Below are 25,763 nucleotides of genomic sequence, written 5' to 3'. Positions count from 1 at the left end.
GTGGAAGGATCGACGACGGACCTGGTGGAGGGGTTGGGCGGAACGGGCGACTGGTGTGATCGCTTGTCCGCACTGCTCGCGTCCTATGCGGAGCGGCCACGCCCGAGGACCTCGCGAGAACGAGCCGAGGCGGCCCGTGCCTTTCAATCGGAGATGGTCGATGCCGGCGTCGCCGCGCCGGGATGGCCGAAGTCTGCGGGTGGTCTCGAACTGGGGCTGGAGGATCAACTCGACTACTACCGGATGACGACCGCGGCCGGGATACCCAAACATCCGAATCCGCTCGCATTCATCGTCGCGCCGACGCTGATCGTCTACGGCACCGAAGCCCAGAAGGAACGCTTCCTCGGACCGCTGCTGCGTGCGCAGGAATTCTGGTGCCAGGGCTTCTCCGAACCGGGCGCGGGCAGCGACCTCGCGTCGCTGTCCACGAAAGCGGTACGTGACGGCGACAATTACCGCGTCACAGGCCAGAAGATCTGGACCAGTCAGGCTTCCCAGGCCGATTGGATGTTCACGTTGGTGCGAACCGGTCCGGCTGGACGAGGTACCGCGGGCATCAGCTATTTGCTGATTCCCATGAGTTCGCCCGGTGTAGACGTCCGGCCGCTCAGGGATGCCTCCGGCGGATATCACTTCGCCGAGGTCTTCTTCGACGATGTAGTGGTGCCCGTGGAGAACGTGGTCGGGGACGAGGGGGCAGGCTGGTCGGTCATGCGCACCTCGCTCGGACACGAGCGTGCGACAGCCTTCCTCGCCGACGAATTCCGTTACCGAGGTCTGGTCGACAAAGTGTTCGCGCTCGCGATCGACCAGGGCTACGCCGACGATGCGCTGATACGTCAGGAACTCGCCTACATCGAGACCGGCGTACGAGCGATCGCCGCGAACAGTGCCAGGGCGTTGGATGCTGTTCTGCGTCGAGCTGATCCCGGCGGGATGGCTTCTGTGAACCGATTGGTGAAGTCGGAGTTCGAGCAGCAACTGCATCGGCTCGCCCAACGGCTGACGGGCTCCGGGGCTGCATTGAGCAATCGGTCAGACGGTGCGGTGGACAAAGGTCGCTGGACGTACGGGTATCTGATGAGTCGGGCCACGACCATTGGTGCCGGAACAGCCGAGATCCAGCGCAACGCGATCGCCGAACAAGTTCTCGGACTGCCTTCACATCGTGGCGAGGGAACACGCCCCGCCGCGGTTGAGCCGGGACGTCCGCTGAGTGAGCCCAGCGAGGATGAACTCGCGCTGCGACAGGTACTGGGCAAGGCATTGGCCCCGCATACCAGTACTGAGCAGCTGTTGTCCTGGGAATCGAAGACTGGCGACTACGACATCGGGCTCTGGGATGAACTGGTGCGCTTCGGATTGCCGGGACTCGCGGTTTCCGAGCAGTTCGGTGGCGGCGGTGCGGACCTGCGGTTGTTGATCGCCGCGGTCGAAGAGGCCGGCTATGCGGCCGCCCCGGTACCTTTGGTCCCGACTCTCATCGCGCTGGAAGTAATGCTGCATGCCGAGGCGCTGGAGGCAGTCGAAGCAGTGTGCGACGGTGCTACAGCCGCGTTCGTCGTTCCGGTCGATGACGATGGCTGGGTCCTCGACGAGCGATTGCCGAAATTGGAAGGAACGCGCCTGTCGGGTTCGGTCGTGCGCGTGCCGGGAGCGCCGGTCGCCGACCGACTGGTGATGGTCGCGCGCGACGCCGCCAGCGGCGAATTGGTTCTGGGTTTGGTCAAACCGATCGAAGTCGAGATCGAACGTCAGGAGTCGATCGACGTTACGGGCACTATCGGTGCGGTGGTGCTGGACGGTGTCGTACCGGAGATCATCGCCCGAGGTGACAAGGTGAATCGAATTCTCGATGCATCACGCAGGGGCGCGGAACTGGTGCTGGCTGCGGACTCGGTCGGTATTGCGAACAGGGCACTGGCGCTCGCGGTCGACTGGGCTGGGCAGCGTGCACAGTTCGGTCATCTGATCGGCTCCTACCAGGCCATTTCCCATCGGTGTGCGGACATGTTGGTAGCTGCCGAAGGGGCGCGGGCGCAGGTGCTGTCCGCCGCTGAGTTCGAGGCCGAACACCCGGAGGCGAAGCTATCTGCTGAGGTCGCTTTGGCCTCTGCGATCGATGCTGCCGTGTCGACTGCGGAGCGATGCATGCAGATCCACGGTGGCATCGGCTTCACTTGGGAGCACCCGGTGCATCTGCTCCTCCGCCGAGCGACGGCCAATCAAGTCGCCTTGGGGCGGCCCGAGAATCTGCGCGACCGAGTCGCCGGCGCGGTTCTGGCTGGACTTTCCTGACGACCGGCTGGGAGATCTGATGACTTCGATTGATGTAGGCGCAGCCCTACTTCGGGTGTGTCTAGGGCTGACCATGGCGGCGCACGGCTACGGAAAGCTGTTCCGCGGCGGGCGAATTCCTGGAACGGCGCGCTGGTTCGACAGCATTGGCATGCGCCCGGGCTTGTTGCAAGCGTGGCTCGCCGTTACCACCGAGGTCGGCGCTGGCATTTTGTTCGCGCTGGGCCTGCTCACTCCCTTCGCCGCGGCCGCCTTCGTATCTCTGATGCTGGTCGCCGCGTGGACGGTGCACCGCGAGCACGGGTTCTTCATCGCGGGAAACGGGTGGGAGTACAACCTGGTCCTGGCCGTCGGAGCTGTGGCGGTGGCGGTCGGTGGCGCTGGCAGGTTGAGCGTGGACTGGGCTGTTTTCGGTTCCGACATTCTGACCGGATGGGCCGGGTTCGTAGTGTCGGCGGTACTCGGGGTCGGGGCGGCAACCGCACTGCTGGGGGCGTGCTACCGCCCTCGCGAAAAGGCGATGTCGTGATTGTTTCGGACAACTGCCCGGCTCGCGATCGCGGATTCGAAACCGATGAGAGAGAGCGCACCCGGCGCATGTGTGTCGAGGCGCGTGGATCCGATTGGAAGGGACAGTAAGCATGGAGTTCAGACACCTCGGGCGCACCGGCGTCTCGGTCTCACGGCTGTGCCTGGGCGCGATGTCGTTCGGAGCGATGGGCAATGCCGACCACGATGATTGTCGAAAGATCATCCACCGTGCGTTGGACGCCGGTATCAACTTCATCGATACCGCAGACGCCTACTCCCGGGGCGAGTCGGAGGAAATCGTGGGCAAGGCGATTGCCGGCCGCCGCGAGGATGTCGTTCTGGCTACCAAGTTCTTCAATCCTATGAGCAAGGACCCGAACCATCGGGGCGCATCGAGGCGATGGATCGTGAGGGCGTGCGAGGACAGCCTTCGCAGACTCGGCACCGACTACGTCGATCTGTTCCAGGTGCACCGACTCGACGAAGCCACCGATCTGGATGAAACGCTCGGCGCGCTCTCCGATCTGGTGCGTGCGGGCAAGGTGCGGATGGTCGGTACCTCGACGTTTCCAGCGGAATCGATCGTCGAGACCCAATGGGTTGCCACCGACCGAGGCCACATCAAGCCGAGATGTGAGCAGCCACCGTACTCGATATTCGTCCGGGGGGCGGAACGCGATGTGTTCCCCACCTGCCAGCGTTACGGCATCGGCACGATCGTCTGGAGTCCTCTCAACGGCGGATGGCTGACCGGAAAATACCGGCGCGGCTCCCAGATCGGTGATGAGATGCGCTTCAATCGGCTGGGGCGTGGGTCGTGGCGTATCGATTCCGAAGGCGCGCAGCGCAAATTCGATCTTCTCGATCGACTGGACGGTGTCGCCGAAGGAGCGGACATCGACTTGACAACGCTGGCGCTCGGCTTCACCCTCGCACATCCAGCGGTTACCTCGACGATCATCGGTCCACGCACCATGGATCAACTGGAAAGCCAGCTGAGGGGCGTCGGCAACGTGCTGTCCGATGACGTACTCGACCTCATCGACGACATCGTGGCCCCTGGTATGAACGTCGAGCGAACCGATATCTCCTACGAGCCGCGCGCGTTGCGGCACAAGCACTTGCGCAGGTCCTACCGCGAGGCGCGAGCCCAGCAGTGACTACCTCCGACATCACAACCTACGATCCGGCCGCGTTGCGCGCGAGATGGTACCGAGAGGGTTGGTATTCCGACCGCACCCTCGTCACCGCCTTCGCCGAAGGCGTTGAAAGGAATGCGAGCACGACGGTTGTGTTCGCCGAGGCCGACACCTTGATCGAGACCTCGGTCGGTGAGATCCATCGAGAGGCTCGACGGATCGCCGCCTGCTTGCAGGGTATGGGCGTCGGACCCGGTGACGCGGTGGTGGTGCAATTACCCAACCAGTTCGAGTGCGCCGTCGCGTATGAGGCCGTGCTCCTCACCGGTGCGACGTTGGTCCCGGTGGTGCATATCTATGGGACCGCGGAGCTGTTGTTCATCCTCGAGCAAACCGCCGCGAAGGTTCTGGTCATGCCGGAGCGGTTGCGATCGACCCGCTACGCCGACCGGATAGCGCGGTTGTCCAGTGTGACCACGCTCCAACGAATCGTGGTGGTCGGCGCAGACTGTGCCGACGCGACAGCCTGGTCGAAGCTGGATCGGCATGGCGAGTATCGCACGCCGCAGGTGAACTCCGACGACGTATGCCTGCTCGTCTATACCTCGGGTACGACCTCGGCACCGAAAGGTGTTCAGCACAGCCACAATTCGGTACTCGCTGAACAGCGCACCATGCCCGATCTGCAGGACACGGGTGTGGGAGCGGTGCATCTGGTGTCGTTTCCGCCCGGTCATATCGCCGGTTTCGCCGGTATGTTGCGGCCGATCCTGCACGGAACGGCAATTGTGTATCTGCAGGACTGGGATCCGCGCATCGCGGTGGAGCTGATCGCTCGCTACCGTGTCACATCGACCGTCGGAACCCCCTTCCATCTCACAGGTATCCTCGATCTCGAGGACAGAGCCGAGAAATTGGCCAGCCTGACCGAGTTGATGGTCGGCGCTGCGACGGTCCCCGACGAACTGGGCAGGCGGGCCGCGGCCGCCGGCATCTCCACCTATCGGTGCTACGGCGCCACTGAACATCCGACCATCACCGTGTGCGGCGTGGACGACCCCGAGGACGCTCGAATCCGCACCGACGGGGCACCACTGCCCGGTGTCGATGTGCGGATCCTCGATTCGGACGGCCGCGATGTACCGGTCGGGGTCGACGGCGAGATCGTCACCCGAGGTCCGGATCAATTTGTCGGATACCGGGATTCGACGCTGAACCTGTCCGCGTTCACGCCGGACGGTTGGATGCGGACAGGAGATCTGGGCCACCTCGATCTCGACGGCCGGCTCTCGGTTACCGACCGGATCAAGGACGTCATCATCCGGGCGGGTGAAACGATTTCCTCGGGCCAAATCGAAGACGTGCTCAGTGCCCATCCGGCAGTTGTCGAGTGCGCTGTTGTGGCCGCACCCGATCCGCGATACGGAGAGGTCGCCGCTGCGGTCGTGGTTCTCGCCTCCGATATGGAACTCGACCTGAGCGAGATTCGCCGTCATTTCGCGGCGTCCGGCCTGGCGAAGCAGAAGACGCCGGAAAAGCTGGCTACCGTCGAAACACTTCCGCGGACCGCGGTGGGCAAGATTCGCAAGAACGAACTGCGGACATTCTTCACCGAGGTGGGCAGTACATGATCAACTGGAACTCACTCCGCGAGAAAGCCGGGCGATTGGCGAAAGACGTTGCCGGACCGCGGGAGGCCACATGAATCTCACGGAACTGGCTACGCAGTACGAGGACAAGACTGCGATTGCGATGGAGAACAGTGGCGCGACCCTGACCTATCGAGAGCTCGAGGAACGCTCGAACCAGATCGCCCATCTGTTCCGCTCACGTGGCCTGGGACCAGGCGACCATATCGCAGTTCTGATGAAGAACCAGCTCGAGGTCTTTCCGGTGGTCTGGGCTGCACAGCGATCCGGTCTGTTCTATACACCGGTGAATTGGCATCTGAGCACGGCTGAGGCGTCGTACATAGTCGCGAACTGCGGTGCGCGGATGCTCATTCACTCGGAGTCGCTCGGCGAGTTGGCCGCGGCCGCAGAAGCTGCGTCACCTGCTCTGAACTCGCGCCTGGTGGTCGGTGGCGATTTGGACGAGGTCGAATCCCTGGAGATTGCCATCTCGCAGTTGCCGACAACTCCGATCTCGGACGAGTCCGAGGGCTATTACATGCTGTATTCGTCTGGAACGACGGGGCGTCCGAAAGGGATTCTTCCGACACTGACGGGGGAGTCCTTCGGCGCCGGACTCGGCATCGATCATCTGGTGGGTTCGGAATTCGGATTCGGGTCGGACACCGTCTACCTCAGCCCGGGACCGCTCTACCATGCGGCACCGCTCGGCTGGACGATGGGAACCGTGCGCAACGGTGGCACCGCGGTCGTGATGAAAAGGTTCGACGCGGAACAGGCACTCCAATTGATCGACGAGTTCGCGGTGACTCACGCTCAGTTCGTACCCACGATGTTTGTGCGGATGCTGAAACTGCCTCGAGCGACCAGGAATCGCTACGACATTTCGAGTCTGCGGCTCGCGGTGCACGCCGCGGCCCCATGCGCGGTAGAGGTCAAGGAACGAATGATCGATTGGTTCGGCCCGATCCTCACCGAATTCTATTCCGGCAGTGAGGGAACCGGCTTCTTCATGATCGACACTCCGGACTGGCTCGGTCATCGCGGATCGGTGGGCCGGGCTGTTCTGGGCGTGGTCCACGTCTGTGATGATGACGGCAACGAACTGGAGCCCGGCGAGGTGGGAACCATCTGGTTCGGCGACGTGCAGCGATTTGAATATCTCGGTGATGACGCGAAGACCGCGGAAGCCTTCAATGACAAAGGCTGGAACACCCTCGGCGATCTCGGCCACGTCGACGAAGACGGCTTCCTCTATCTTTCCGCCCGCCGATCCGACCTGATCCTGTCCGGCGGGGTGAATATCTACCCGCAGGAAATCGAGGACGCACTGATTCTCCACCCCGCCGTCGAGGACGTTGCCGTGATGGGGCAACCGGACGACGAGATGGGCCAACGCGTGCATGCTATCGTCCAGCCGTCACCCGATGCCACAGCAGGTCCGGAACTCGAACAAGAGTTGATAGAGCACTGCCGGGCAAATTTGGCACACTTCAAGGCCCCGCGCTCGATCACCTTCGGTGAGGTTCCTCGGTTGCCGAGTGGAAAAATCCTGCGGCGCGATCTGATCGGAATCACCGCTGCCCCTGGCGCGGCGGAACATTAAGGCTGAAGTTCGACAGCGGAGCAGGCAATCGAATGAGCCCGGAAGCCCGGAAGGTAGAGACCGATGTTTGACCGCTGGGTCGAGTTAGCACAGCAGGACCCGGATCTCGTTCACCGGGGCCGGTATGTCACTGCCGTCGTCCTGGTCGATCGTCTGGACGACAGCTTCGTGCTGTCGATCCGCGACGGTCTCGTTCTGTCGATCGAGCCGAAACCGCGGGTGATGCCCGAGTGGACTCTCACGCTGCGTGCGCCCGCAGGGGAGTGGGCGGCGTTCTGGCAACCCGAACCGGCGCCCGGTTCGCACGACCTGATGGCGCTGCTGCGCCGCCGGGTACTTGTGGTGGAAGGCAACCTGCACCCGTTCATGGCAAACCTGCGCTACTTCAAGGACATTCTCGAGATCCCACGCCGAAAGGAGGTACTCGCGTGAATACCGGCATCGAGCCGATCGTCGGCCGTTATATTCACCTGAGCATCGAGGGCCGGAACTATCGGACATATTACGAGGAAGCCGGCCAGGGTATTCCGCTGCTGTGCCTGCATACCGCCGGGGCCGACGGCCGCCAATATCGACACCTCATGAACGACGCCTCGGTGACCGAACATTTCCGGGTCATTACCTTCGATATGCCGTGGCATGGAAAGTCCTCGGCACCCGCGGGGTGGCGGGATACCGAGTACGAACTCACATCGGAGTTCTATTCGGCACAGATTCTCGCAGTGTGTGATCAGCTCGATCTGCACGATCCGGTCCTCATCGGCTGCTCCATCGGCGGGCGAATCGTCCTCGATATCGCCCGGTCGCACACCGATCGGTTCCGTGCTCTCATCGGACTCCAGTCGGGTCCGCGGGTGGCTCCCTATTACGACCGCGAGTATCTCCACCGCCCGGACGTGCACGCCGGTGAACTGTGTGCCGCGCTCATGTCCGGACTCATCGGGCCTGCGGCGCCTGCGGCGGATCGGGACGAAACGCTGTGGCATTACGCGCAGGGCGGGCCCGGTGTCTTCAAGGGCGACCTGCACTTCTACAAAGACGAGTCCACCTCGGACGCAGATCTCGCGGCGATCGACACCGCAGCGTGCCCGCTGTTCCTGCTCACCGGCGAATACGATTACTCGTGTATGCCGGAGGACACACTCGAGCTCGCATCGCGCATCCCCGGCGTCGAAGCGGTGATCATGAATGGACTCGGGCACTTTCCCATGAGTGAAGACCACGATACCTTCATGGCATACCTGCGGCCGGTCCTGGACCGGATCCGGACATCGACGGACGCGACCGGATGAATCTCCGGCTCAGCACACGACGAAGTCGCTCGCCCGCTCAGATGAACAGGTATTTCTACCAGAAGGAGAGTTGACGATGGCAACGGTAAACCAGGAAGCCGCGGTCCAGCGCATTATGGACCGGATGATTGCCGGCTACCGCGCTGCGGATGCGAAGGCGATTCTGTCTTGTTACGAGCAGCAAGCGGTCTATGCGCTCGATGCCGGTTCAACAGCGGCGGGAGAACCTCAGCTTCGCGGCCTCTTTGAGCAGATAGTCGCGATGAACCCGCAATTCACGTTCGACAAGCACGAGATCGTGATCAGCGAAGATATCGCCTTGCATATCAGCGCCTACAATGCCGCCCTGCCCGACGGATCGATCCACCGTGGCCTCTCAGCGGCGGTCCTGCGTCGTCAAACGGATGGCGAATGGCGAATGGTCATCGACCATCCGTCGGCCGAACGACTTTTGTAGAACAGCGATCTCGCAGTGCCTGACATGGTGGAGCTGAACGACCACAGCTGGCGAAAGTTGTCGTCGACAGCCAATGACGTTCGCCACGTGGGCCGTTCGACGCGGGCGTCGCCTGGCAATCGTTGCGGTGGTCGAGCAGCTGGCCCGTTTGCTCTCGGCAGGACCAGCTGCTGTCAACCCTTTTCGTCAGCGTGGGGCCATACGAATCGCGCCGTCGAGGCGGATGGTCTCGCCATTGAGCATCGGATTCGCGACGATGTGCGCGGCCAGGGCGCCGTACTCCGACGGGTCACCGAGCCGTGAGGGGTGGGGGACCTGCGCGCCGAGCGACTTCTGCGCCGGTTCGGGCAGGCTGCCCAGCAGGGGGGTCTTGAACAGACCCGGCGCGATGGTATTCACGCGGATGAGCAGCGAGGCGAGATCGCGAGCGATGGGCAGGGTCATGCCCACAACTCCTCCTTTGGAGGCCGAGTAGGCGGCCTGGCCGATCTGTCCCTCGAAAGCCGCGACCGAGGCCGTGTTGATGATGACGCCGCGTTCGCCATCGACGGGTTCGGTCTTGGCGATGCGTTCGGCGGCGAGCCGAATGACGTTGAACGTGCCGATGAGGTTGACGGTGACGACCTTGGTAAAGCCGTCTAGCGGGAACGCGCCATCCTTCCCGACGGTTCGATGGGCATTTCCGATGCCTGCGCAGTTGACCGCGATCCGCAGTGGACCGAGAGATTCGGCGACGTCGAGCGCTGCGGCGACGGCATTTTCGTCGGTCACATCGGCGGCGGCGAACCGCACTCGGTCACCGAGCTCTTTGGCGACAGTCTCACCATCAGACGAAGGGAGGTCGATGATTACGACGTGCGCGCCGTCGGCGATCAGCACTTTGGTGGTGGCCAGGCCGAGGCCCGAGGCGCCGCCGGTGACTACAGCGACGCTGTTGCTGATTCGCATCAGAATGTCCTTTCGAGACGAATGAGGTTCTATACAACATAGCTCACTATGTTCACTATTTGAAGCAGGGCGGCCTTGGCTGTGGTTACAGGAGCGACGGCAAGAAGCGCGTCGCGGCGGTGGCCCGTGTGGTGAATTTCGCGATTCGCAGAATTCGGCGCGCCACCGACAACTCCGCCAGTCAAGCGCCCGAGTGAACCCGGAGTCGCTGCGCCGAGGACGCAGCCGCCGACGATTTCGACCGGAGTCGACACGGCCGTCGGCAGGGTCGGTGTGCCGCCGGTCAACGCCCCGAAAGGGCACTCCACGGCGATGCCTGCGGCCGTACCGACTACCTGGCGACTATGGACGTGCCGGCCCGGGCGCGGTCATTCGGCAGCAGGCTCAGGTATGACGCGCATCACTGTTGGAACGTCCGGTCGATGGATGTCCGCACCTTGAGATAAGTCAATAAGTCAGCGAGGTACACTAAGTGCTCCTCAAGTGGCTCGGCTGTTGGATGTAGGAGGAAGCGAATGTGTCTCGAGGGTCCCGTGCCTCTGGGGGAAGTCGCCCTGCGTCCGCTGGTGATCGCCGGCCAGGAGTTTCTGCTGGGTGGCACTTATCGCGCGGTGGATGGCGGTGTCGGTCATGAGTCGATAGTCGGTCGCGAAGGGCGGGCACATCCGTTTCGGGGCGGCTCTGCTCGACTCGACGGACGTCCGTGCCCGCATCGGGTCGTGCGACATGGGTAATGGTGGTGGCCGAATGGGCGTCGGCGAAGCTGCCGGGCTGACCGCTACAGAGGCGCGAGCCGTCGCGATGTGGTTGGCCGACAACGGTTTCGGTTGGGGCGAGGTAGAGAAGTTGTGTGCCGTCGGTGGCGGAACACAGAACATCATGGCGAGATTCGACTACGCCGGAGAGTCGTACATCCTCAGGCGCGGCCCGCGGCACTTGCGTCCCCGCAGCAACGACACCATTCTGCGCGAATGTCGCGTATTGCGTGCATTGGATGGAGCCGATGTGCCGCACCCGCGACTGATTGCGACCTGCGAGGACGCGTCAGTACTCGACGGAGCGGTGTTCTATCTCATGGAACCGGTCGACGGGTTCAATCCGAGTGTGGAGTTGCCGCCACTGCATGCGGGCAGCGAGGCGGTGCGGCACGCGATGTGTCTGCATTTGGTCGATGCGCTGGCAGCCCTCGGTGCGGTCGACCATCGCGCTGTCGGGCTGGACGGATTCGGAAAACCCGAAGGCTTCCTCGAACGTCAAGTCCCACGATGGTTGTCCGAGCTCGACGGTTACCGTCGCTATGAGGGTTACCCCGGCGTGGCGATTCCGGGGGTCGATGGGGTGGCGAAGTGGCTCGACCAGAACCGTCCGCGTGCGTGGCGCCCGGGCCTGATGCACGGTGACTTCCATTTTGCCAACGCCATGTTCAAGCCCGACAGTGCCGAGGTCGCTGCGGTCGTCGACTGGGAAATGTGCACGATCGGTGATCCGTTACTCGACCTCGGTTGGCTCCTCGCCACCTGGCAGCTGCCGGCCGTACCGGGAATGTTCGGGGCAGGTCTGATGGGCACAACCGGCCTTGCCACCGCACACGAGCTGGCCGATCGCTACGCCCGCGCCAGTGACCGCGATCTGAATTCGCTGTCCTGGTACGTGGTTCTCGCCTGTTTCAAGCTCGGCATCGTTCTGGAAGGCACCCATGCCCGAGCCTGCGCCGGCCAAGCGGACAAACGCATCGGCGACGAACTGCATCGCACCACGCTGCTTCTTTTCGAGCGCGCGAACGATATTATCAAAGGAGACAAATGATCGACTTCACAGTCCCGTCCGACGTCACCGAACTGGCCGATGAAATACGCGCTTTCGTGACGGAGGAGGTCATCCCGTACGAGACCGACTCTCGCCTCACCCGGCACGGGCCTACCGACGAACTTCGCACCGAACTGGTGGAACTGGCGCGCAAACGTGGACTCCTGACCTTCCAGGCGCCCAAGCGCTTCGGGGGCCGCGAACCTTCCCATCTGGATCAGGCCGTGTTGTACGAGGCCGCCGGGTGGTCGACTCTCGGTCCGGTCGCGCTGAACTGCGCGGCGCCCGATGAGGGAAACATGTTCTTGCTGAACCGAATCGCGAACGACGCCCAGGCGCAGGAGTTCCTGCGGCCGGTGATCGATGGACATCAGCGATCGGTCTTCGCCATGACCGAACCCGACGGGGCGGGTTCGGATCCCGCGCAGCTTTTGACGACGGCGCTCTTCGACGGTTCGCAATACGCGATCAATGGGCGAAAGTGGCTCATCACCGGCGCGAATGGGGCTCGCACATGGATCATCATGGCGAATGTCGTGCCGAATGACTTCGGGCCGAGTGGACCCACACTGTTCCTGTGCTCCGGCGATACGCCAGGGATCCACATCGATCGGGTGATGTCGACGATGGACCGCAACTATGTCGAAGGACACGGTGTCGTGACCTTCGACGATCTCCGGTTGCCGACGTCCAGTGTTTTGGGTGAGGTCGGAAACGCACTTCGGTATGCGCAGATCAGACTGGCTCCGGCACGGCTGACGCACTGCATGCGCTGGTTGGGGGCTGCCACGCGCGCACAGAGCATTGCCGTGGACTTCGCGCGGACCCGCACTTCCTTCGGCAAGCCGATCGGCGAACATCAGGGCGTCGGTTTCATGCTCGCGGACAATGAGATTGCGTTGCAGCAATGTCGCCTCGCGATTTGGTGGGCGTGCTGGCGGATCGACCAGGGAGCACGGGGTCGGCATGAAAGCTCGATGGTCAAAGCGTCTGTCTCCGAGGAGCTTTTCCGTGTGGCCGATCGCTGCGTGCAGGTGCTGGGAGGAATAGGCATTTCCGATGAGACCGTGATCGGGATGATCTTCACTGATATGCGTGCCTTCCGGCTGTACGACGGGCCGACCGAGGTGCACAAGTTTGCGATCGCCCGCGAGCTGCTCCGCGCGCCGTGAGGTGCCACGAGGAAACGTGAGAGCCGAAAACCGATACGGAATTTTCGAGTTCGATGAGACCAGTCGGTGTTGTGCGGCGGTGGCCGAGCCGGCTGATTGATTCAGACGGTTCGGGCAGGTCGAGGATTTCCGGGGCGGTGTCGGCGGAGAAGCGGTGTGGGTAATGGACGTGAACGCCGACGATGTAGCGTCCCTTCACCGGGGCCGCGAGCTCGGTGATGGAGCGGCCGATGCCGCGTCCGGGGCACTCACCGATTTCGGTAGACGGGGGCCCGGCGTTCGACGTACGCGGCCATCGCCTCGGGCTGATCCGCCGTCGCGGTGGTGAGTACCTGCTGCCGGTTCTCCATTTCGATCGCGGTGTCCAGCGAGGGTATTTCCAGTGCCAGCCACATGCCACGCTTGGTCAGGGCCAGCGACATCGGTGGCGCGGCGAGTAGCGCGTCGATCGCGATGTCCACTCGTTCGAGCAGTCGCTCGCCCGGTACGACGTCGGCGAGCAGGCCGATGCGCAGCGCCTCGGCTGCGTCGAAACGTCGCCCGGTGAGCATCAGTTCGTGAGCTCGGCCCGCCCCGACCAGCCGGGGCAGCATCCACGAGGTGCCGATATCGCAGCCGGAGAAGCCGACGCGGATGAACGAGACCGCGAATACCGCACTGTCGCTTGCGATTCGGATATCACAAGCGCTCACGAGCGCGAGACCGCCGCCTGCCGCCGCGCCGTTTACCGCCGCCACGAACACCTGCGGCAAGCGGCGGATCTTCTGTACAAGGGTAGCGATCCGCGTCTGTGTCAGCATCGAGGTCTGGACGGTGCCGAGTCCCTCCGACCCGGGAACCTCGCCGAAACCGCCGAGGTCGAGGCCCGCGCAGAAACCGCGGCCGGCCCCGGTCAGCACAACCACCCGGGTTCGGTTGTCGGTGGTGAGCCGGTCCAGCTCGGCGTGCATGGCGTCCACCAGTTCGACCGTCAGAGTGTTGAGCCGGTCCGGGCGGTTGAGCGTCAGGACGATCACGCCGTCTCTATGCTGTTCGACCTTGATCGGCGGTTCGGGTGCGGTGTGCATGCGAACACGATACATAGATAACCTAGATATATTGGTACGGCTGAACTGGTCGAAGGAATCGGCCGGAGCTCATTGAGGAGCGCACATGTCACACGCCGAACCAGCGACGGAATCGACCCTGCTCACCGAACAACGTGGTGGTGTCCGCATCCTCACCCTGCATCGTCCAGGGGCGCGAAATGCGTTGACCAGCAGTCTGATCGATGCGTTGCGCCGCGCGCTCGCCGCTGCCGACGCCGATGATCGGGTAGACGTCGTCATCCTGACCGGGGCCGACCCCGCTTTCTGTGCGGGATTGGATCTACGGGAGCTGGGCGCGACCGGGGGTAATGCAGCCCAGATCGCCGATGAGGTGCCGGTCGGCCACCCCTGGCGTCCGCTGTCGAAACCGGTGATCGGCGCTGTCAATGGTGCGGCGATCACCGGGGGCTTGGAATTGGCGCTCGCGTGCGACTTTCTCATCGCCTCGGATCGTGCTCGGTTCGCCGACACTCATGCCAGGGTCGGGGTGCTGCCCGGCTGGGGTCTGACGGCCCGGTTGCCCGCGGCGGTGGGCCGCGGCTTCGCTCGCCGGATGAGTCTGTCGGGGGACTTCGTCGATGCCGCGACCGCGCTGCGCGTGGGCTTGGTGACCGAAGTCGTGTCGCACGACCAGTTGCTGCCGACGGCGATGGAGGTGGCGGTGTCGGTGGTCGGCAACGATCAGGCCGGCGTCCGTACGTTGCTGGAGTCCTATCGGCGCGCCGAGGATCATCTCGTCGATCCGGCGCTGGCCGTGGAGGATGCGACTTCGCGAGCCTGGATGGCGAATTTCGATCCGACCCGGGTTGCCGATCGCCGGGCCGCCGTCACCGATCGAGGGCGTGCGCAAATTCGGGGCGGGCACTGCGGGTAAGGGGCCGTGGCAAAGGACCGCCGTCCGCTCGGGCATTGTTTGCTGCACGCAGGGCTTGAAGGCCACGAGCCCGCATCGGGAAGGGATGACGCTGTGCGCGCTGCCGGCGGCGCCCGGAAGGTCTTCGTCGCGCGCGTAGCCCCGGCTACAGACAGTTGAAGGATAACTTAGTAAGCTTTGTGGATATCAACGGCGAATGCAGGAGGAGCAACGGTGGATCTGAACGAGTTGACCACGGTCATCGCGGAGCTGAAAGAGCACGTCCTGACCATCACGCTCAACCGGCCGGATCGGTTGAACTCTTTCAACGACGCGATGCGCGCGGAGTTCAAGGCACTCTGGCGATTCGCCGACGACACCGACGACGTGCACGCGATCGTGCTGCAGGCCAACGGTGATCGCGCCTTCTGCACCGGAGTGGACGTGAAGGAGGGGACCTTCCTTGCCGACAACCCGTTCAGCAGGCAGGATCCCGGTGTCGATCTGTCACCCAAGCAGAATGGATGCTGGAAGCCGCTGATCTGCGCGGTGCACGGCATGGTGGCCGGTGGCGCACTCTACTGGCTCAACGAAGCCGACATCATCATCTCCAGCGATGACGCCCAGTTCTTCGACCCGCACGTCACATATGGCATGGTCGCCGCCCTCGAACCGATCGGGCTCGCGCACCGCATCCCGATCGGCGAAGTGCTGCGTATGGTTCTGCTCGGACTCGACGAACGGATGTCGGCCGAACGTGCCCACCAGATCGGTTTCGTCAGCGAGGTGCTGCCGCGCGCGCAACTGCGCGATCGTGCGCAGGACCTCGCCGCGCGAATCGCCGCCAAGCCCGCGGCCGCGGTGCAGGGCAGTATTCGCGCGATCTGGGAGTCCCGCGACACCGGGCGCTCGAACGCGCTCGCCACCGGCATGGCGTACACGGTGATCGGCAATCCGATCGGGCAGGCGCAGGTCGTGCGCTCTGACGTGACCACCCGTGAGTACGAGGTCCGCTGATCATCGGGTCGCCGCAAGCGCATTCGCAGAAGGAGTATCTGAGATGGACTACGGAATGAGCCCGGAGCTCGAACGGTTCCGCCTGGAGGTGCGGGAATTCATCGAGGCCAACGCGCCCGCGATTCCGCCGAAGGCCGGAGTGCGCAGTGCCGAGAATCGCGCCGAGCACACAGCGATCACCGAATGGATCGGTAAGCTGTTCGCCGCCGGGTACATGGGCGGTGACTGGCCGGAACAGTATGGGGGGCAAGGAAGTTCGTACCCCGCCGAGCGTGACGTGGTGGTGGGGGAGGAGATCGCGCGGGCTCGAGCCCCGCAGTTCGCGGGTGCGGGCCAACTGGTCTCGCATGCACTGATCGACTTCGGCACCGAGGCGCAGCGTCAACGCTACCTGCCCGGTATTCGTTCCGGCAAGAATACCTGGTGTCAACTGTTCAGCGAGCCCGGCTCCGGCAGTGACCTGGCGTCGTTGCGTACCAAGGCCGTTCGCACGGAGAGTGGGGGATTCCTGGTCAGCGGGCAGAAAGTGTGGACCACCAACGGGCAGTGGGCGGATTACGGCTACCTGCTGGCCCGTACCGATCGGGATGCGCCCAAGCACAAGGGCATCAGCGCCCTCATCGTCGATATGGGTCTGGCCGGCGTCGATGTGCGCCCGCTGCGCGAGATGACCGGCACGTCGGACTTCAACGAGGTATTCCTCGAAAACGTCGAATTGCCCGCTGACGCTCTGGTCGGTCAGCTCAATTCTGGTTGGGCAATCGCCAATTCGAGTCTGGGGCACGAGCGCAGTGGTGTCGCCACCAGCGTGGTACGGCTACGCCAGAACGTGGATGCGCTGAAGGATCTGGCCAAGCGGGTGAATCGCGGGGGGCGCCCGGCCATCGACGACGGCGCGGTCCAAGAGACGCTGGGCAAGTTCAGCGCGGAAGTCGAGGCGCTGTCCGCGCTGGTGTACGCCAACGTCAGCCGATGGTCGCGCGGCACCGAGCGGGTGCAGGACGGGCCGATAGCCAAGCTGATGTTCAGTGAACTGGGCGTGGAGATCGCACGGTACGCACTGGAACTGAGCGGTGAGACGGGCATCCTGGTCGAGGGTGACCCCGGTGCTGTCGAGCATGGCCGGTGGCAGGACGAATTCCTCTATGCCCGCGCTTACACGATCGCGGGCGGCAGCTCCGAGATCATGCGAAACATCATCGCCGAGCGTGGACTGAAAATGCCACGCTGAAACAGCGCGGGCCGGGGCACGCGGGACGTGCCCGGCCCGGGCATCTCGGCGCGCTACGACGCACAACGCCTGGCCGAGCTCCGCTACAGCACATCCCGAAGAGTCATCACCGGTGCCCTGCTCTGATCGGGCAGGCCTGTCCCGCGAGGACTTCGACCATGAAAGGACCACAACCGTGGCCGACAGGACCATCATCATCACCGGAGCGAGCGACGGCATCGGCGCCGCGGCCGCACGTCAGCTGTCGGCACAAGGCGAACGCGTCATCATCGTCGGCCGCTCTCCCGAGAAGACCAAGAAGGTGGCCGAAGAACTCGGTGCGCCCTACCACATCGCCGACTTCCAGGACCTGCAGCAGGTAAGGACCCTGGCCGCGACGCTATTGCAGGAATATCCGCAGATTGATGTGCTGGCTAACAACGCCGGCGGCGTTTTCACCAAAGAAACCACAAAGGACGGCTTTGATAAAACGTTTCAGGTCAATCACCTCGCACCGTTCCTGCTGACCGAGCTCCTGATCGATCGACTGATCGCGTCCAAGGCCTCGATCATTCAAACCTCCAGCTCCGCCGCGAAGTCGTTCGGCATCAATATCGACGACCTCAGCAACGAGCGCAAGTGGAGCGCCGGCAGGGCATACGGCGGTGCCAAGTTCGCGAACATCTTGTTCACGAAAGAGTTGCAGCGCCGCTACGGCGAGCAGGGCATTGCTGCGGTCTGCTTCAACCCTGGCGCCACGGCTACCGGCTTCGCGGCGGACGCCGCCAGATGGATTCGGTACATGACTCGCAACCCGATCGTTCGCCGCCTGCTGTTCACCACCCCCGACAAGGGCGCCGAGACCCTTATCTGGCTTGCTGAGGGTACGCCCGGTCAGACCTGGCAGCCCGCGGAGTTCTACGAGAACAAGAAAGCGAAGCCGGCCAACAAGCTCAACCCGCAATCCGACAATGCTGACCTTGCTCGACAGCTCTGGGAGCGCAGCGAGGAGATGCTTTGCGCTTGACCACAAGCCTCGAGAGTTGATTCGAGCAAAGAATACAAAGAAGACCATCGCAGTGAAACGTCGGAACTCCCTTACTCGAGGGACAGCCGGCGACGGCCCACCCCGCACACTCACAGAATCACCTGCGAGTGTGCGGGGTGGGCCGTGAGCTACCGAGGTGCGGTGTCGGGCAGCCGCAGCCGCCCACCGACCAGGTCACCGGGCGAGTCCGGTGAGGCCGAGTGGCGGGACACGACCATCCATGCCTCCCGGTCAGTCGGCATTGCCAGGTAGGCGTTCGTCTCATTACTTATTTCGGAAGGAGAGATGCTGGGCGAGCCGGGGGGGTCGAAGTCCAGCGTCGTGAAGCGCGGTTCGTCGGCCGTGGCATTCTCCGAATAGGTCACCTTCGTGTACCACTCTTGATTGAGCGGTGTAAGGTAGCCGAACCTGAACTGCGGGGGCAGATTCGAGGTCATGGTAGATATCACTATTCGACCAGGCGCGCCCGCCGCGATGCCCGCGAAGTTGTTGCTGCTTCGCGCACCGGCAGGGGTGACGTCCATCGGGGTCGACCACGTTCGGGCCTTGTCCCGAGAATGCGACAACATAATCTTGTCGGTCTGGTCTTCCACCCAGCTGACGTAGACGGTCCCCGCCGAATCGACGGCCGTCTGTTGCCCGCCGGCCCCCTGCTGGCACCCGTTACTCCCAGGTACTGGCACTTGACGCCAGGTTTCTGCGTAATCTTCGCTGACCGCCACCATGATCTTGCAGAGATTTTCCGTCTGAAAGGGATAGACGGTGCTGGTTAGACTCGACGGGTCCAACGGAAGATATGGGTACTCGAAGTAGATCGTCCCATCGGGTGCGGTCACTGGCATGCCGGCTTCGATCAGAACGGAAGCGGGCTGATGCATTTCTTCGAATGTCTGACCACCGTCGAGCGAACGAAAGACTAGCCGGCGGCCACCCAATGGACGATCACCCACTCCCATGAAGTACAGCACCGAGGGATAGGACGAGCCTGCCGGCGCGGGGCCCGTGGTCATCTGACCCCAATCCCAAGTCTTGCAGGTAATCGTGTTGCCCTGCCAGGAATGCCCAGCGTCATCGCTCCAGGAAATGACGGCCCCAGGACTGAGCAACGACACGGCTGGTAGGGGCCCTCCGCAGGACCGTACGCCAGTGTTGGTAACGTAAAAGAGTCGGTCCGTAATGGGATCGACCTGTACGAACGCGTGCAGTCCGGAGTTGTGATCGTCACCATTGGGCAGCGGCGGGACCGCGACGTCCTGCCACGTGGCCCCCCCATCGGTCGAGCGAATGATGCCGCCCGCCTTCCGGGAAATGAAGACCGCACCGGTCTTCTTCGACACTGCGATTGACGGCGACGTGTCCTTCTCGCCCGTCGGGTACTCGCAGAGCGAAGGCCCTTGCCGTGGATCCCCCGCCCCGCTCTGCGGTACTTGCCCGGCATCTGCGCTGCAGTCGGGGTTTCCCGGATCGGCTTCGGCGTGTATTGCACCTGCGGTGAGCAACACGATCGAACAACTGAGCACGATGGCAGCGGCCCGCATGCCAGATCTCACATAAACGGGGGGAAGCATTTTTGACAATATTACCTAGCTCGTTTCGAACTGTTGTGTGTGCACGCCACTCAACTACGAAGTTCAGGCCTGAATCGGTATACATTTCCCTGGGGAACCTCAGTGTCGAATGGTGGCGACGACGCCGACGAACCGGGTGCTGTCGTACATCAACTCGGAGTCGCACTGCGGCAGGGGAGACGCCTCGTTGATGACGCACGTGTCACGGGCGAAGGCTCCGACGACCGTTCCGTCAGGTGTGATGTCGGCGGTGGTGTACTCGGTCGGCTCGGCCGCACCATTGGGCAGCAGAGGTGCGCCGGGAGATACTGCGAGTGTGGTCAGGTGCGGCGTCGTCAGCGCGTTGGTCATCTCGCCGAGGTAGCCGTCGTAGTTGGTCGTGGTCAGGTCCTCGAGTCCGTAGTAGGCGATCGCCAGGTGGCCGTTGTCGCGGACCGAAATGTTGACATTCGTAGCTCGGCCGACCTCGGACGGGGCGAGTTCGATCTTCTCCCCCCACGCCTGCTGACCGCTCCGCCTGATCTTCAAGTACGGTCGTCCGTCCGCCGGATCGGTGTAGGCCAAGTAGAGATTGCCCGCGGAGTCGAGCTGGAGCGGCTGCCACAGATAAGCTTGGCTGACCGCTTCGCCGACGATTGAGCGAACAGGCTGCTGCGGTCGAGAGCCGTAGCCGCCGTTGTTGTCGAAGCCGGGATGTTGACCACTGAGCGGGTTCATGTAAGCGCGCATCTGGACGTCGGGGATGAAGGTCTTGTCCCACGTCTGGCCGTCGTCGCGACTCACGATCAACGAGGCTTTCCCGCACAAGTTGGTGACTGCGTAGATCACGCCCTCGGGATCGACCACAGCCTGTCCCTGGAAGAACGGGATCGGGTCGACCGAAGCCTCGACCTTGCAGTCGAGGGAACTCAGTATGATCCCCAAGGACTGGAAAGTGTTCGCGCCGTCCAGGCTCTTGAAGCAGGTGCGGGTCTGGCCCGTACCACCAGCGCAGTGGTAGATCACGTTGGGATATCCCGCCGCCTGCAGGGCGGCCCGATCCTCGTCCGTGCGCGGCTTACCCACGAACGACTTCCCGAGGTCGCTGGTGCCGCAGAACAGCGACGGAGACAGGTGCCAGCTGTCCCCTTGATCGTCGGAGTAGGTCACCCGGTCGCCTACGGGACACGTCGGCGTCGATTCGAGGGAGGATGCGATCAGACGTCCCGTCTCCTCGTCTTCGACGATCCAGCCCATGCCCGCGCTCGTCAAACCGTTCGGTGCAGTTCGATGGAAGGAACTACCACCGTCCGTGGACCGCAACACCGAGGATCCGCCGGAGGCTGCGAGCCCGACGTAGATGTTGCCGTCTCGCGCCGCGAGAGTGCTCAGCTCGGTGACGTGGGTTCCCGTCGGGGTGGTGCAGCCGAGGAGGCCGCCTGGCAGCTCTCGGCAGGACTCGACCGCGGCGGGTTCGGCCTGAGCAGGGGCGAACGCCGACAGAGACGCGCCGAGCAATGCCACAACGGTGACGACTTTGGCCGTCGAGGTCACGCTTCTCACCGGACGACGACGTGACGTTGTCCGGCGGTGGAGAACAGTCACGATTCGCACCCCTCTGAACATGGGACAATTACCAGCATCGTGCTCCTTCTTTCCCGAGCATCACCAGCCGCGGGGCCTGCGAACCGCGCCGACACAAACGGGACAGTCCCGAAAGATAAAGCGCACAGAATACCCCTTATGGCGTGACGAAGAGTTCCCCGAAACAGGAACGTCGGACAACAACTGCGATCAGTCATCCACGCGACCATCCCAGGCCTGCACCGCAACTTAGTACGTGTATAACTCAGTTGTCTATGGGCCGTTAAGTCCTGGCGAGCCGCTGTGTCGGCTGCTAGGTGGAAGGGACCACGTCGGAGCAGTCTTTGCCAGGAGTCGTTGCATTGGCCAATGAGCTACCGGGAAGTACCGGTGATCGAGATCAGCCCGGGTCCGCAGCCCGAAAGGCAAACCCGGCGTCGAACGCTGTGTCCCCTACGTGAGATCGAACTTCTTCGCCGAAGAACAGTTCCGAGACCTGTCCGACTGTCGCGCACGGGCAGCGCGCTGGTGCGCGCAGACGCGATCCACGGCACCACCCGGCTGCCCGGTCGAGGTGTTCGATGCCGACGAGTTGCCCGCCTTGAAGCCGTTGTCCGAGAAGCCGTTCGACATCTCGACCTGGGCTCATCCCCGGGTCGGGCCCGATCGGCATGTCAAGATTTTCCACGCCCTCTACAGCGTTCCGGGCGAACTCGTGGGCCAGCCTCGATGCCCGAGTGGATGTGTCCACGGTGAAATGTATGCTGACCTGAACATGATGCAGCGCAGAGCATCCGGACACGGCGAGCATGTCGCAGTCTATGCCGCCGCCGTGCTCGAGCATCCGTCGCCCTGGGCGAAGATGCGAGGTCTATCGGTTTCTCGGACTGGTGCGTCGCTATGGTCCGGCCGCGGTCGAGGATGCCTGCCGCCGCGCCCTGGATGCGGAGGTCGTCGACGTCGGCGTCATGGAGCGCATGCTCGCCCGCGGCGCCGCCTCGTCGTCGTCGAACCGCATCTCCAGGAAGTCGTGGTGCGGCCTCGCCATGGGCCCGGTAGGCGTCGGAAAAACATTCCTGGCCAACGCATTAGGACATATTGAGGGAAAGGTAACGTTTGCGAGGGTGGGTCGGTCTCGAGTACGAATGTCGGGTGGTCGATGATCTGAGGGTGGACATGCGGAAGCTCCCGCCGAGGGAGCAGGAGGCGGTGCGCCGACGTGTGGTCGGCGCGCTGCGGGACGGCATGTCGGGTGCGGAGGCCGTACGGGTATTCGGGGTGTCGGAGAACTCGATCCGGAACTGGAAGGCCCGCTACGCGTTCGGTGGCGTGGAGGGTTTGGAGTCTGGTCGTGGTGGCCGTAAGAGCGGTGAGCAGCGGAAACTGACTGCGTCGCAGGAGGCGGCGTTGATCGGGGCGATCGTCGATTTCGAGCCCGAGCAGTTGGGGTTGGGGTTGGGTGGAAAGTTGTGGACGCGGCGCCGTGTCACGCAGCTGGCACGCCAGTTGTTCGGGGTGTCGTTCACCGATCAGGGTATGGGGGTCGTGTTGCGGCGCAACGGGTTGTCGTTCCAGCGGCCCGACCGTCGTGCGATCGAGGCCGACCCCGAGGCTATGGCCGAGTGGGTGGCGTTCACCTATCCCGCGCTGGTGAAACGAGCGAAAGCCGAGGACGCGGCGATCGTGTTCGCTGACCAGGTCGGGATACGCTCGGATCATCTGTCGGGGTCGACGTGGGGCTGGGTGGGTGAGACACCCACGGTGACGCGGACGGGGAAACGGTTCTCCCTCAACGCGATGTCGGCGATCTCGACCCGTGGTGACATGCGGTTCACGGTGTTCGCGGGCCGGTTCGACACGAACGAGTTCCTCACCTTCTGCATGCGGTTGATCAGCGGCTACGACCGCAAGATCCACCTCGTCGTGGACGGGCATCCCGTCCACCGGTCGAAAGCGGCCAAGGCGTGGATGTTGAGCATGCCGCCGAGATCGAGTTGCACCATCTACCCGCCTACGCCCCGCACCTGAACCCCGACGAACTGGTCAACGCCGACCTGAAACGCGCCCTGGCCGACAAAACCATCACCACCCACGGCCAGATGGAACTCGCGGTCCGGTCGTTCTTCCGGCGGGTCCAGAAGCTGCCCGACCATGTCCTGGGCTACTTCGGGGGGCCACACACCATTTACGCTTCAACCGTTTGATTTCTGGTCAATATCACGGTCCGCCGCAACTACACCGTCCACACCGAACGCGCCGACAAACTGTTCGAACGCCTACGCGGCGCGCGCCTGGACGGCGGCTACGAAGACGAGATGCGCAAACTCCACCGCACGGCCTCCACCCGAAATCCTGACCATGATGGCCGACTCGCTGCTGGCCCGCTCGGCTATGTTGCTGGAGCGCAGATCGTTCCCCGAGCGCACCGGCATCGCCGATGTCGTGTACACAACTCACCGAAGATTTGACGTGAGTTTCTCTCTGTCGCAAGAATAATTACTGACGGGCTTTGTTCAAGATCAACCTGGGGCAGCCACGAAATCGCCGGTCGATACTCCAGATGCCTCGCGGTAGCCGCAACGTCGGCACGGGCCCGTGGGATCGGCTTGCCGGTGTCGATCGACACCGGCACGGCAAATTGCTTTCGCATGTGCGGACTGGATTCACGCAAAGTCCTTCGTGTCATTGAGGATACTTCACACTAGCGCGTGCAATAGAGGCTACTTCACACTAGCGCGTGCAATTGAGGATACTTCACACTAGCGCGTGCAATTGAGGATACTTCATACTGTCGCGGTACCGCTTCAACTTTGGAGGAAGTATGTCGTTATACCCGGCGAGACGTCGCATGCCGACCCTGCCGACGTTCGGCGCGCCGTGGCGCGCACGCTTGAGAAAGATCGCCGTAGGGCGTCATCTGGTGATCGCGGCGGCGCTCATGGGCGGAGTACTCGTTGCGCCCACTCAGGCGGTGGCAGAGGCGCCGGTGTCCTCGGGCCCGGGCTGTGTCGAGCCTCAGCAGGCCACCTTCGCCGGCGGTGCGACCGCGCCGTGGCAGGCCTGCAGCTCGCCCACCGGCGTCATCGGCATCGAGGGCGGCAATAGCATCAACAGCCGGGGAACGATCTTCATGGGGGTTTCGGTCAAGGACGCGGAGGGTCGCGGTGGTATCGTGCGGTCCCGTGACGGGGGCGAGTCCTGGCAGCGGGTGGCGCTGCCACCCCCGCTGCAGGACCTCATCGGTTCCCTGCGGGTGGACCCGGCGACGGACCGGCTCTTCTACGTCAGCATCGGCCCGAGCTTGACGCAGCTGGTGCCGAACCAGATCGGCTACAGCGATGACGACGGGGACACCTGGCACATCACCCAGGTCGGCGGGCATCCGTCGGAGGGGGATCCCATCTTCACCATCGGTGATGTCCATCAGATGTACATGGGCTCGCCTCCAGCGGGTGTTCAGACCTCGGGTTACCCCAACGTGGTCTACTACTGCGCCTTGACCCCGATTCCGAGCTTCGGGCCGTTCACCAAGTGCTGGCGATCCCTCGATGGTGGTGACAGCTACCAGCCCACCTCGCCGGTGGGGAACTTCAGCCAGCTCGACTGCGACTGGGCCGCGAAGGTGCCCGGGGTGCCGGGCGGCGATACCCAGTTCCTCCCAGACGGGTCGGTGACGGCGCAGTTGCCGTTCGTCACCCCGATGCGAGGGGTCGTCGCCTCGGACGGCACGGTATACCAGCCGATGAACGCGTGCGGTGCGTACATGGTGGGGGTCAGCAAGGACGCGGGCGCGACGTTTACTTGGTCGAGGGTTCCCGACGCGCGCATCGATATGAACACGGGGGTTTTCGCCGACCAGCAGGCGAACTTCCCGGGCTGCGCCGACACTATCGCCTTCGCCGGCTGCCCCGAGGTGTTCAAGGGCTACGGTTCCGACAACCTGACCATGGACGACAACGGCACGCTCTACTTCATCCACAGCAACCCGCAACTGTTGCTGTCGGTGTCCAAAGACGGCGGACAGTCCTGGACACAGCCCGAGACGCTGTCGGCGCCGGGGATCAGCACGACGGTGTTCACCTCCGTCGTCGCACGGGGAGACGGCGAACTCGGACTGGCCTACCTCGGTAACAGCGAGGGCAGCCCCGCCTGGCACGGCTACATGGCCGTGGTCAAGAACGCCGACGAGCCGAGCCGCACCATCGCCACGGCATCGATCAGCAACCCCGACAATCCGCTGAACCCCTACCGGTGCTGCGGCTCGTCATCGGGGCAGAACTTGGACGGGTCGAGCACTTTCTACAACCTGCACGAGTACGGCGGGGTCAGCTTCGCACCGGACGGTAGCCTGTGGGCCACCTTCTTCCGCGACACCACCCGCGACCCCAACAACAAGACGTTCGCGCTCTACGAGATCACCGGCGGCCACATGTACCCGGCCGCGGGCTAGATTCTGTCTCGAAGTGAGTGATGGGGGGCCGCGGGCTTCGTCCCTGTCGAATCCACCCGGCACAGCACGATCGAGTTCAACGG

Annotated in this window: 21 protein-coding genes; 17 read left to right on the top strand and 4 right to left on the bottom strand. The window is 63.5% G+C overall.

Going from position 1 to position 25,763, the window contains the following annotated elements:
- The first annotated feature begins 33 nt into the window (after positions 1-33).
- From ABZS43_RS19370 to ABZS43_RS19335, 8 genes are all read left to right on the top strand, one after another.
- Positions 34-2,301: an acyl-CoA dehydrogenase family protein gene (locus ABZS43_RS19370; protein ID WP_355037425.1), complete on the top strand. Its 2,268-nt coding sequence runs from the start codon at positions 34-36 to the stop codon at positions 2,299-2,301.
- Between the two features lie 19 nt (positions 2,302-2,320).
- Positions 2,321-2,830 carry a DoxX family protein gene (locus ABZS43_RS19365; RefSeq protein WP_355037299.1) on the top strand — a complete coding sequence of 170 codons (510 nt, stop codon included), beginning with the start codon at positions 2,321-2,323 and terminating at the stop codon, positions 2,828-2,830.
- 112 nt (positions 2,831-2,942) lie between these two features.
- On the top strand, positions 2,943-3,992 hold the full coding sequence (locus ABZS43_RS19360) for an aldo/keto reductase (RefSeq protein WP_355037298.1): 1,050 nt from the start codon (positions 2,943-2,945) through the stop codon (positions 3,990-3,992).
- A complete protein-coding gene (locus ABZS43_RS19355; protein WP_355037297.1) occupies positions 3,989-5,602 on the top strand; it encodes an AMP-binding protein in 1,614 nt (537 codons plus the stop codon). The genes ABZS43_RS19360 and ABZS43_RS19355 overlap by 4 nt, the downstream gene beginning before the upstream one ends.
- Positions 5,603-5,672: 70 nt before the next feature.
- On the top strand, positions 5,673-7,208 hold the full coding sequence (locus ABZS43_RS19350) for an acyl-CoA synthetase (RefSeq protein WP_355037296.1): 1,536 nt from the start codon (positions 5,673-5,675) through the stop codon (positions 7,206-7,208).
- A gap of 63 nt (positions 7,209-7,271) precedes the next feature.
- Positions 7,272-7,640, top strand: coding sequence for a hypothetical protein (locus ABZS43_RS19345; RefSeq protein ID WP_355037295.1), 369 nt, complete (start codon positions 7,272-7,274; stop codon positions 7,638-7,640).
- The gene (locus ABZS43_RS19340; RefSeq protein ID WP_355037294.1) at positions 7,637-8,500 is read left to right on the top strand and encodes an alpha/beta hydrolase; all 864 of its coding nucleotides are present in this window, start codon (positions 7,637-7,639) and stop codon (positions 8,498-8,500) included. Before ABZS43_RS19345 ends, ABZS43_RS19340 begins: the two co-directional genes overlap by 4 nt.
- Positions 8,501-8,576: 76 nt before the next feature.
- Positions 8,577-8,957 (top strand): SgcJ/EcaC family oxidoreductase, encoded by a 381-nt coding sequence (locus ABZS43_RS19335; protein ID WP_355037293.1) that lies wholly within the window; start codon positions 8,577-8,579, stop codon positions 8,955-8,957.
- A 186-nt stretch (positions 8,958-9,143) separates the two neighbouring features.
- Here ABZS43_RS19335 and ABZS43_RS19330 read toward each other — a convergent pair whose 3' ends face one another.
- Entirely contained in the window at positions 9,144-9,905 is a 762-nt protein-coding gene (locus tag ABZS43_RS19330) for a 3-hydroxyacyl-CoA dehydrogenase (RefSeq protein ID WP_355037292.1), read from the bottom strand.
- Between the two features lie 747 nt (positions 9,906-10,652).
- Here ABZS43_RS19330 and ABZS43_RS19325 point away from each other — a divergent pair.
- Both ABZS43_RS19325 and ABZS43_RS19320 read left to right on the top strand, forming a co-directional pair.
- Complete coding sequence (locus ABZS43_RS19325) at positions 10,653-11,711, top strand: phosphotransferase family protein (protein WP_355037291.1); 1,059 nt, start codon at positions 10,653-10,655, stop codon at positions 11,709-11,711.
- Positions 11,708-12,883, top strand: coding sequence for an acyl-CoA dehydrogenase family protein (locus tag ABZS43_RS19320; protein ID WP_355037290.1), 1,176 nt, complete (start codon positions 11,708-11,710; stop codon positions 12,881-12,883). The genes ABZS43_RS19325 and ABZS43_RS19320 overlap by 4 nt, the downstream gene beginning before the upstream one ends.
- 248 nt (positions 12,884-13,131) lie before the next feature.
- Here the strand turns inward: ABZS43_RS19320 and ABZS43_RS19315 are convergent, their stop codons facing one another.
- Complete coding sequence (locus ABZS43_RS19315; RefSeq protein WP_355037289.1) at positions 13,132-13,965, bottom strand: enoyl-CoA hydratase-related protein; 834 nt, start codon at positions 13,963-13,965, stop codon at positions 13,132-13,134.
- 70 nt (positions 13,966-14,035) lie between these two features.
- Here ABZS43_RS19315 and ABZS43_RS19310 point away from each other — a divergent pair, with 70 nt between their 5' ends.
- The 4 genes from ABZS43_RS19310 (at position 14,036) to ABZS43_RS19295 (ending at position 18,078) form a co-directional block, all read left to right on the top strand.
- Complete coding sequence (locus ABZS43_RS19310; protein WP_355037288.1) at positions 14,036-14,845, top strand: enoyl-CoA hydratase; 810 nt, start codon at positions 14,036-14,038, stop codon at positions 14,843-14,845.
- Positions 14,846-15,058: 213 nt separating this feature from the next.
- A complete protein-coding gene (locus ABZS43_RS19305) occupies positions 15,059-15,841 on the top strand; it encodes an enoyl-CoA hydratase/isomerase family protein (RefSeq protein WP_355037287.1) in 783 nt (260 codons plus the stop codon).
- Positions 15,842-15,884: 43 nt separating this feature from the next.
- On the top strand, positions 15,885-17,072 hold the full coding sequence (locus tag ABZS43_RS19300; RefSeq protein WP_355037286.1) for an acyl-CoA dehydrogenase family protein: 1,188 nt from the start codon (positions 15,885-15,887) through the stop codon (positions 17,070-17,072).
- 175 nt (positions 17,073-17,247) lie between these two features.
- Entirely contained in the window at positions 17,248-18,078 is an 831-nt protein-coding gene (locus ABZS43_RS19295) for an SDR family NAD(P)-dependent oxidoreductase (protein WP_355037285.1), read from the top strand.
- Positions 18,079-18,227: 149 nt separating this feature from the next.
- Here the strand turns inward: ABZS43_RS19295 and ABZS43_RS19290 are convergent, their stop codons facing one another.
- Both ABZS43_RS19290 and ABZS43_RS19285 read right to left on the bottom strand, forming a co-directional pair.
- On the bottom strand, positions 18,228-19,637 hold the full coding sequence (locus ABZS43_RS19290) for a sialidase family protein (RefSeq protein ID WP_355037284.1): 1,410 nt from the start codon (positions 19,635-19,637) through the stop codon (positions 18,228-18,230).
- Between the two features lie 129 nt (positions 19,638-19,766).
- Positions 19,767-21,200, bottom strand: a complete 1,434-nt coding sequence (locus ABZS43_RS19285) for a hypothetical protein (RefSeq protein ID WP_355037283.1) — start codon at positions 21,198-21,200, stop codon at positions 19,767-19,769.
- A 1,206-nt stretch (positions 21,201-22,406) separates the two neighbouring features.
- On the opposite strand from ABZS43_RS19285, the gene ABZS43_RS19280 reads away from it, so the two are divergent.
- From ABZS43_RS19280 to ABZS43_RS19270, 3 genes are all read left to right on the top strand, one after another.
- The gene (locus tag ABZS43_RS19280; RefSeq protein ID WP_355037424.1) at positions 22,407-23,258 is read left to right on the top strand and encodes an IS630 family transposase; all 852 of its coding nucleotides are present in this window, start codon (positions 22,407-22,409) and stop codon (positions 23,256-23,258) included.
- Positions 23,195-23,434, top strand: a complete 240-nt coding sequence (locus ABZS43_RS19275; RefSeq protein ID WP_355037282.1) for a transposase — start codon at positions 23,195-23,197, stop codon at positions 23,432-23,434. The genes ABZS43_RS19280 and ABZS43_RS19275 overlap by 64 nt, the downstream gene beginning before the upstream one ends.
- A gap of 617 nt (positions 23,435-24,051) precedes the next feature.
- Entirely contained in the window at positions 24,052-25,680 is a 1,629-nt protein-coding gene (locus tag ABZS43_RS19270) for a sialidase family protein (protein ID WP_355037281.1), read from the top strand.
- Positions 25,681-25,763 lie beyond the last annotated feature (83 nt).

This window comes from Nocardia sp. NPDC005366 (assembly GCF_040606855.1).
Lineage (GTDB): Bacteria > Actinomycetota > Actinomycetes > Mycobacteriales > Mycobacteriaceae > Nocardia.
The sequence above is the reverse complement of the archived record's forward strand: the minus strand, read 5'-3'. Positions and strand labels throughout refer to the sequence as shown.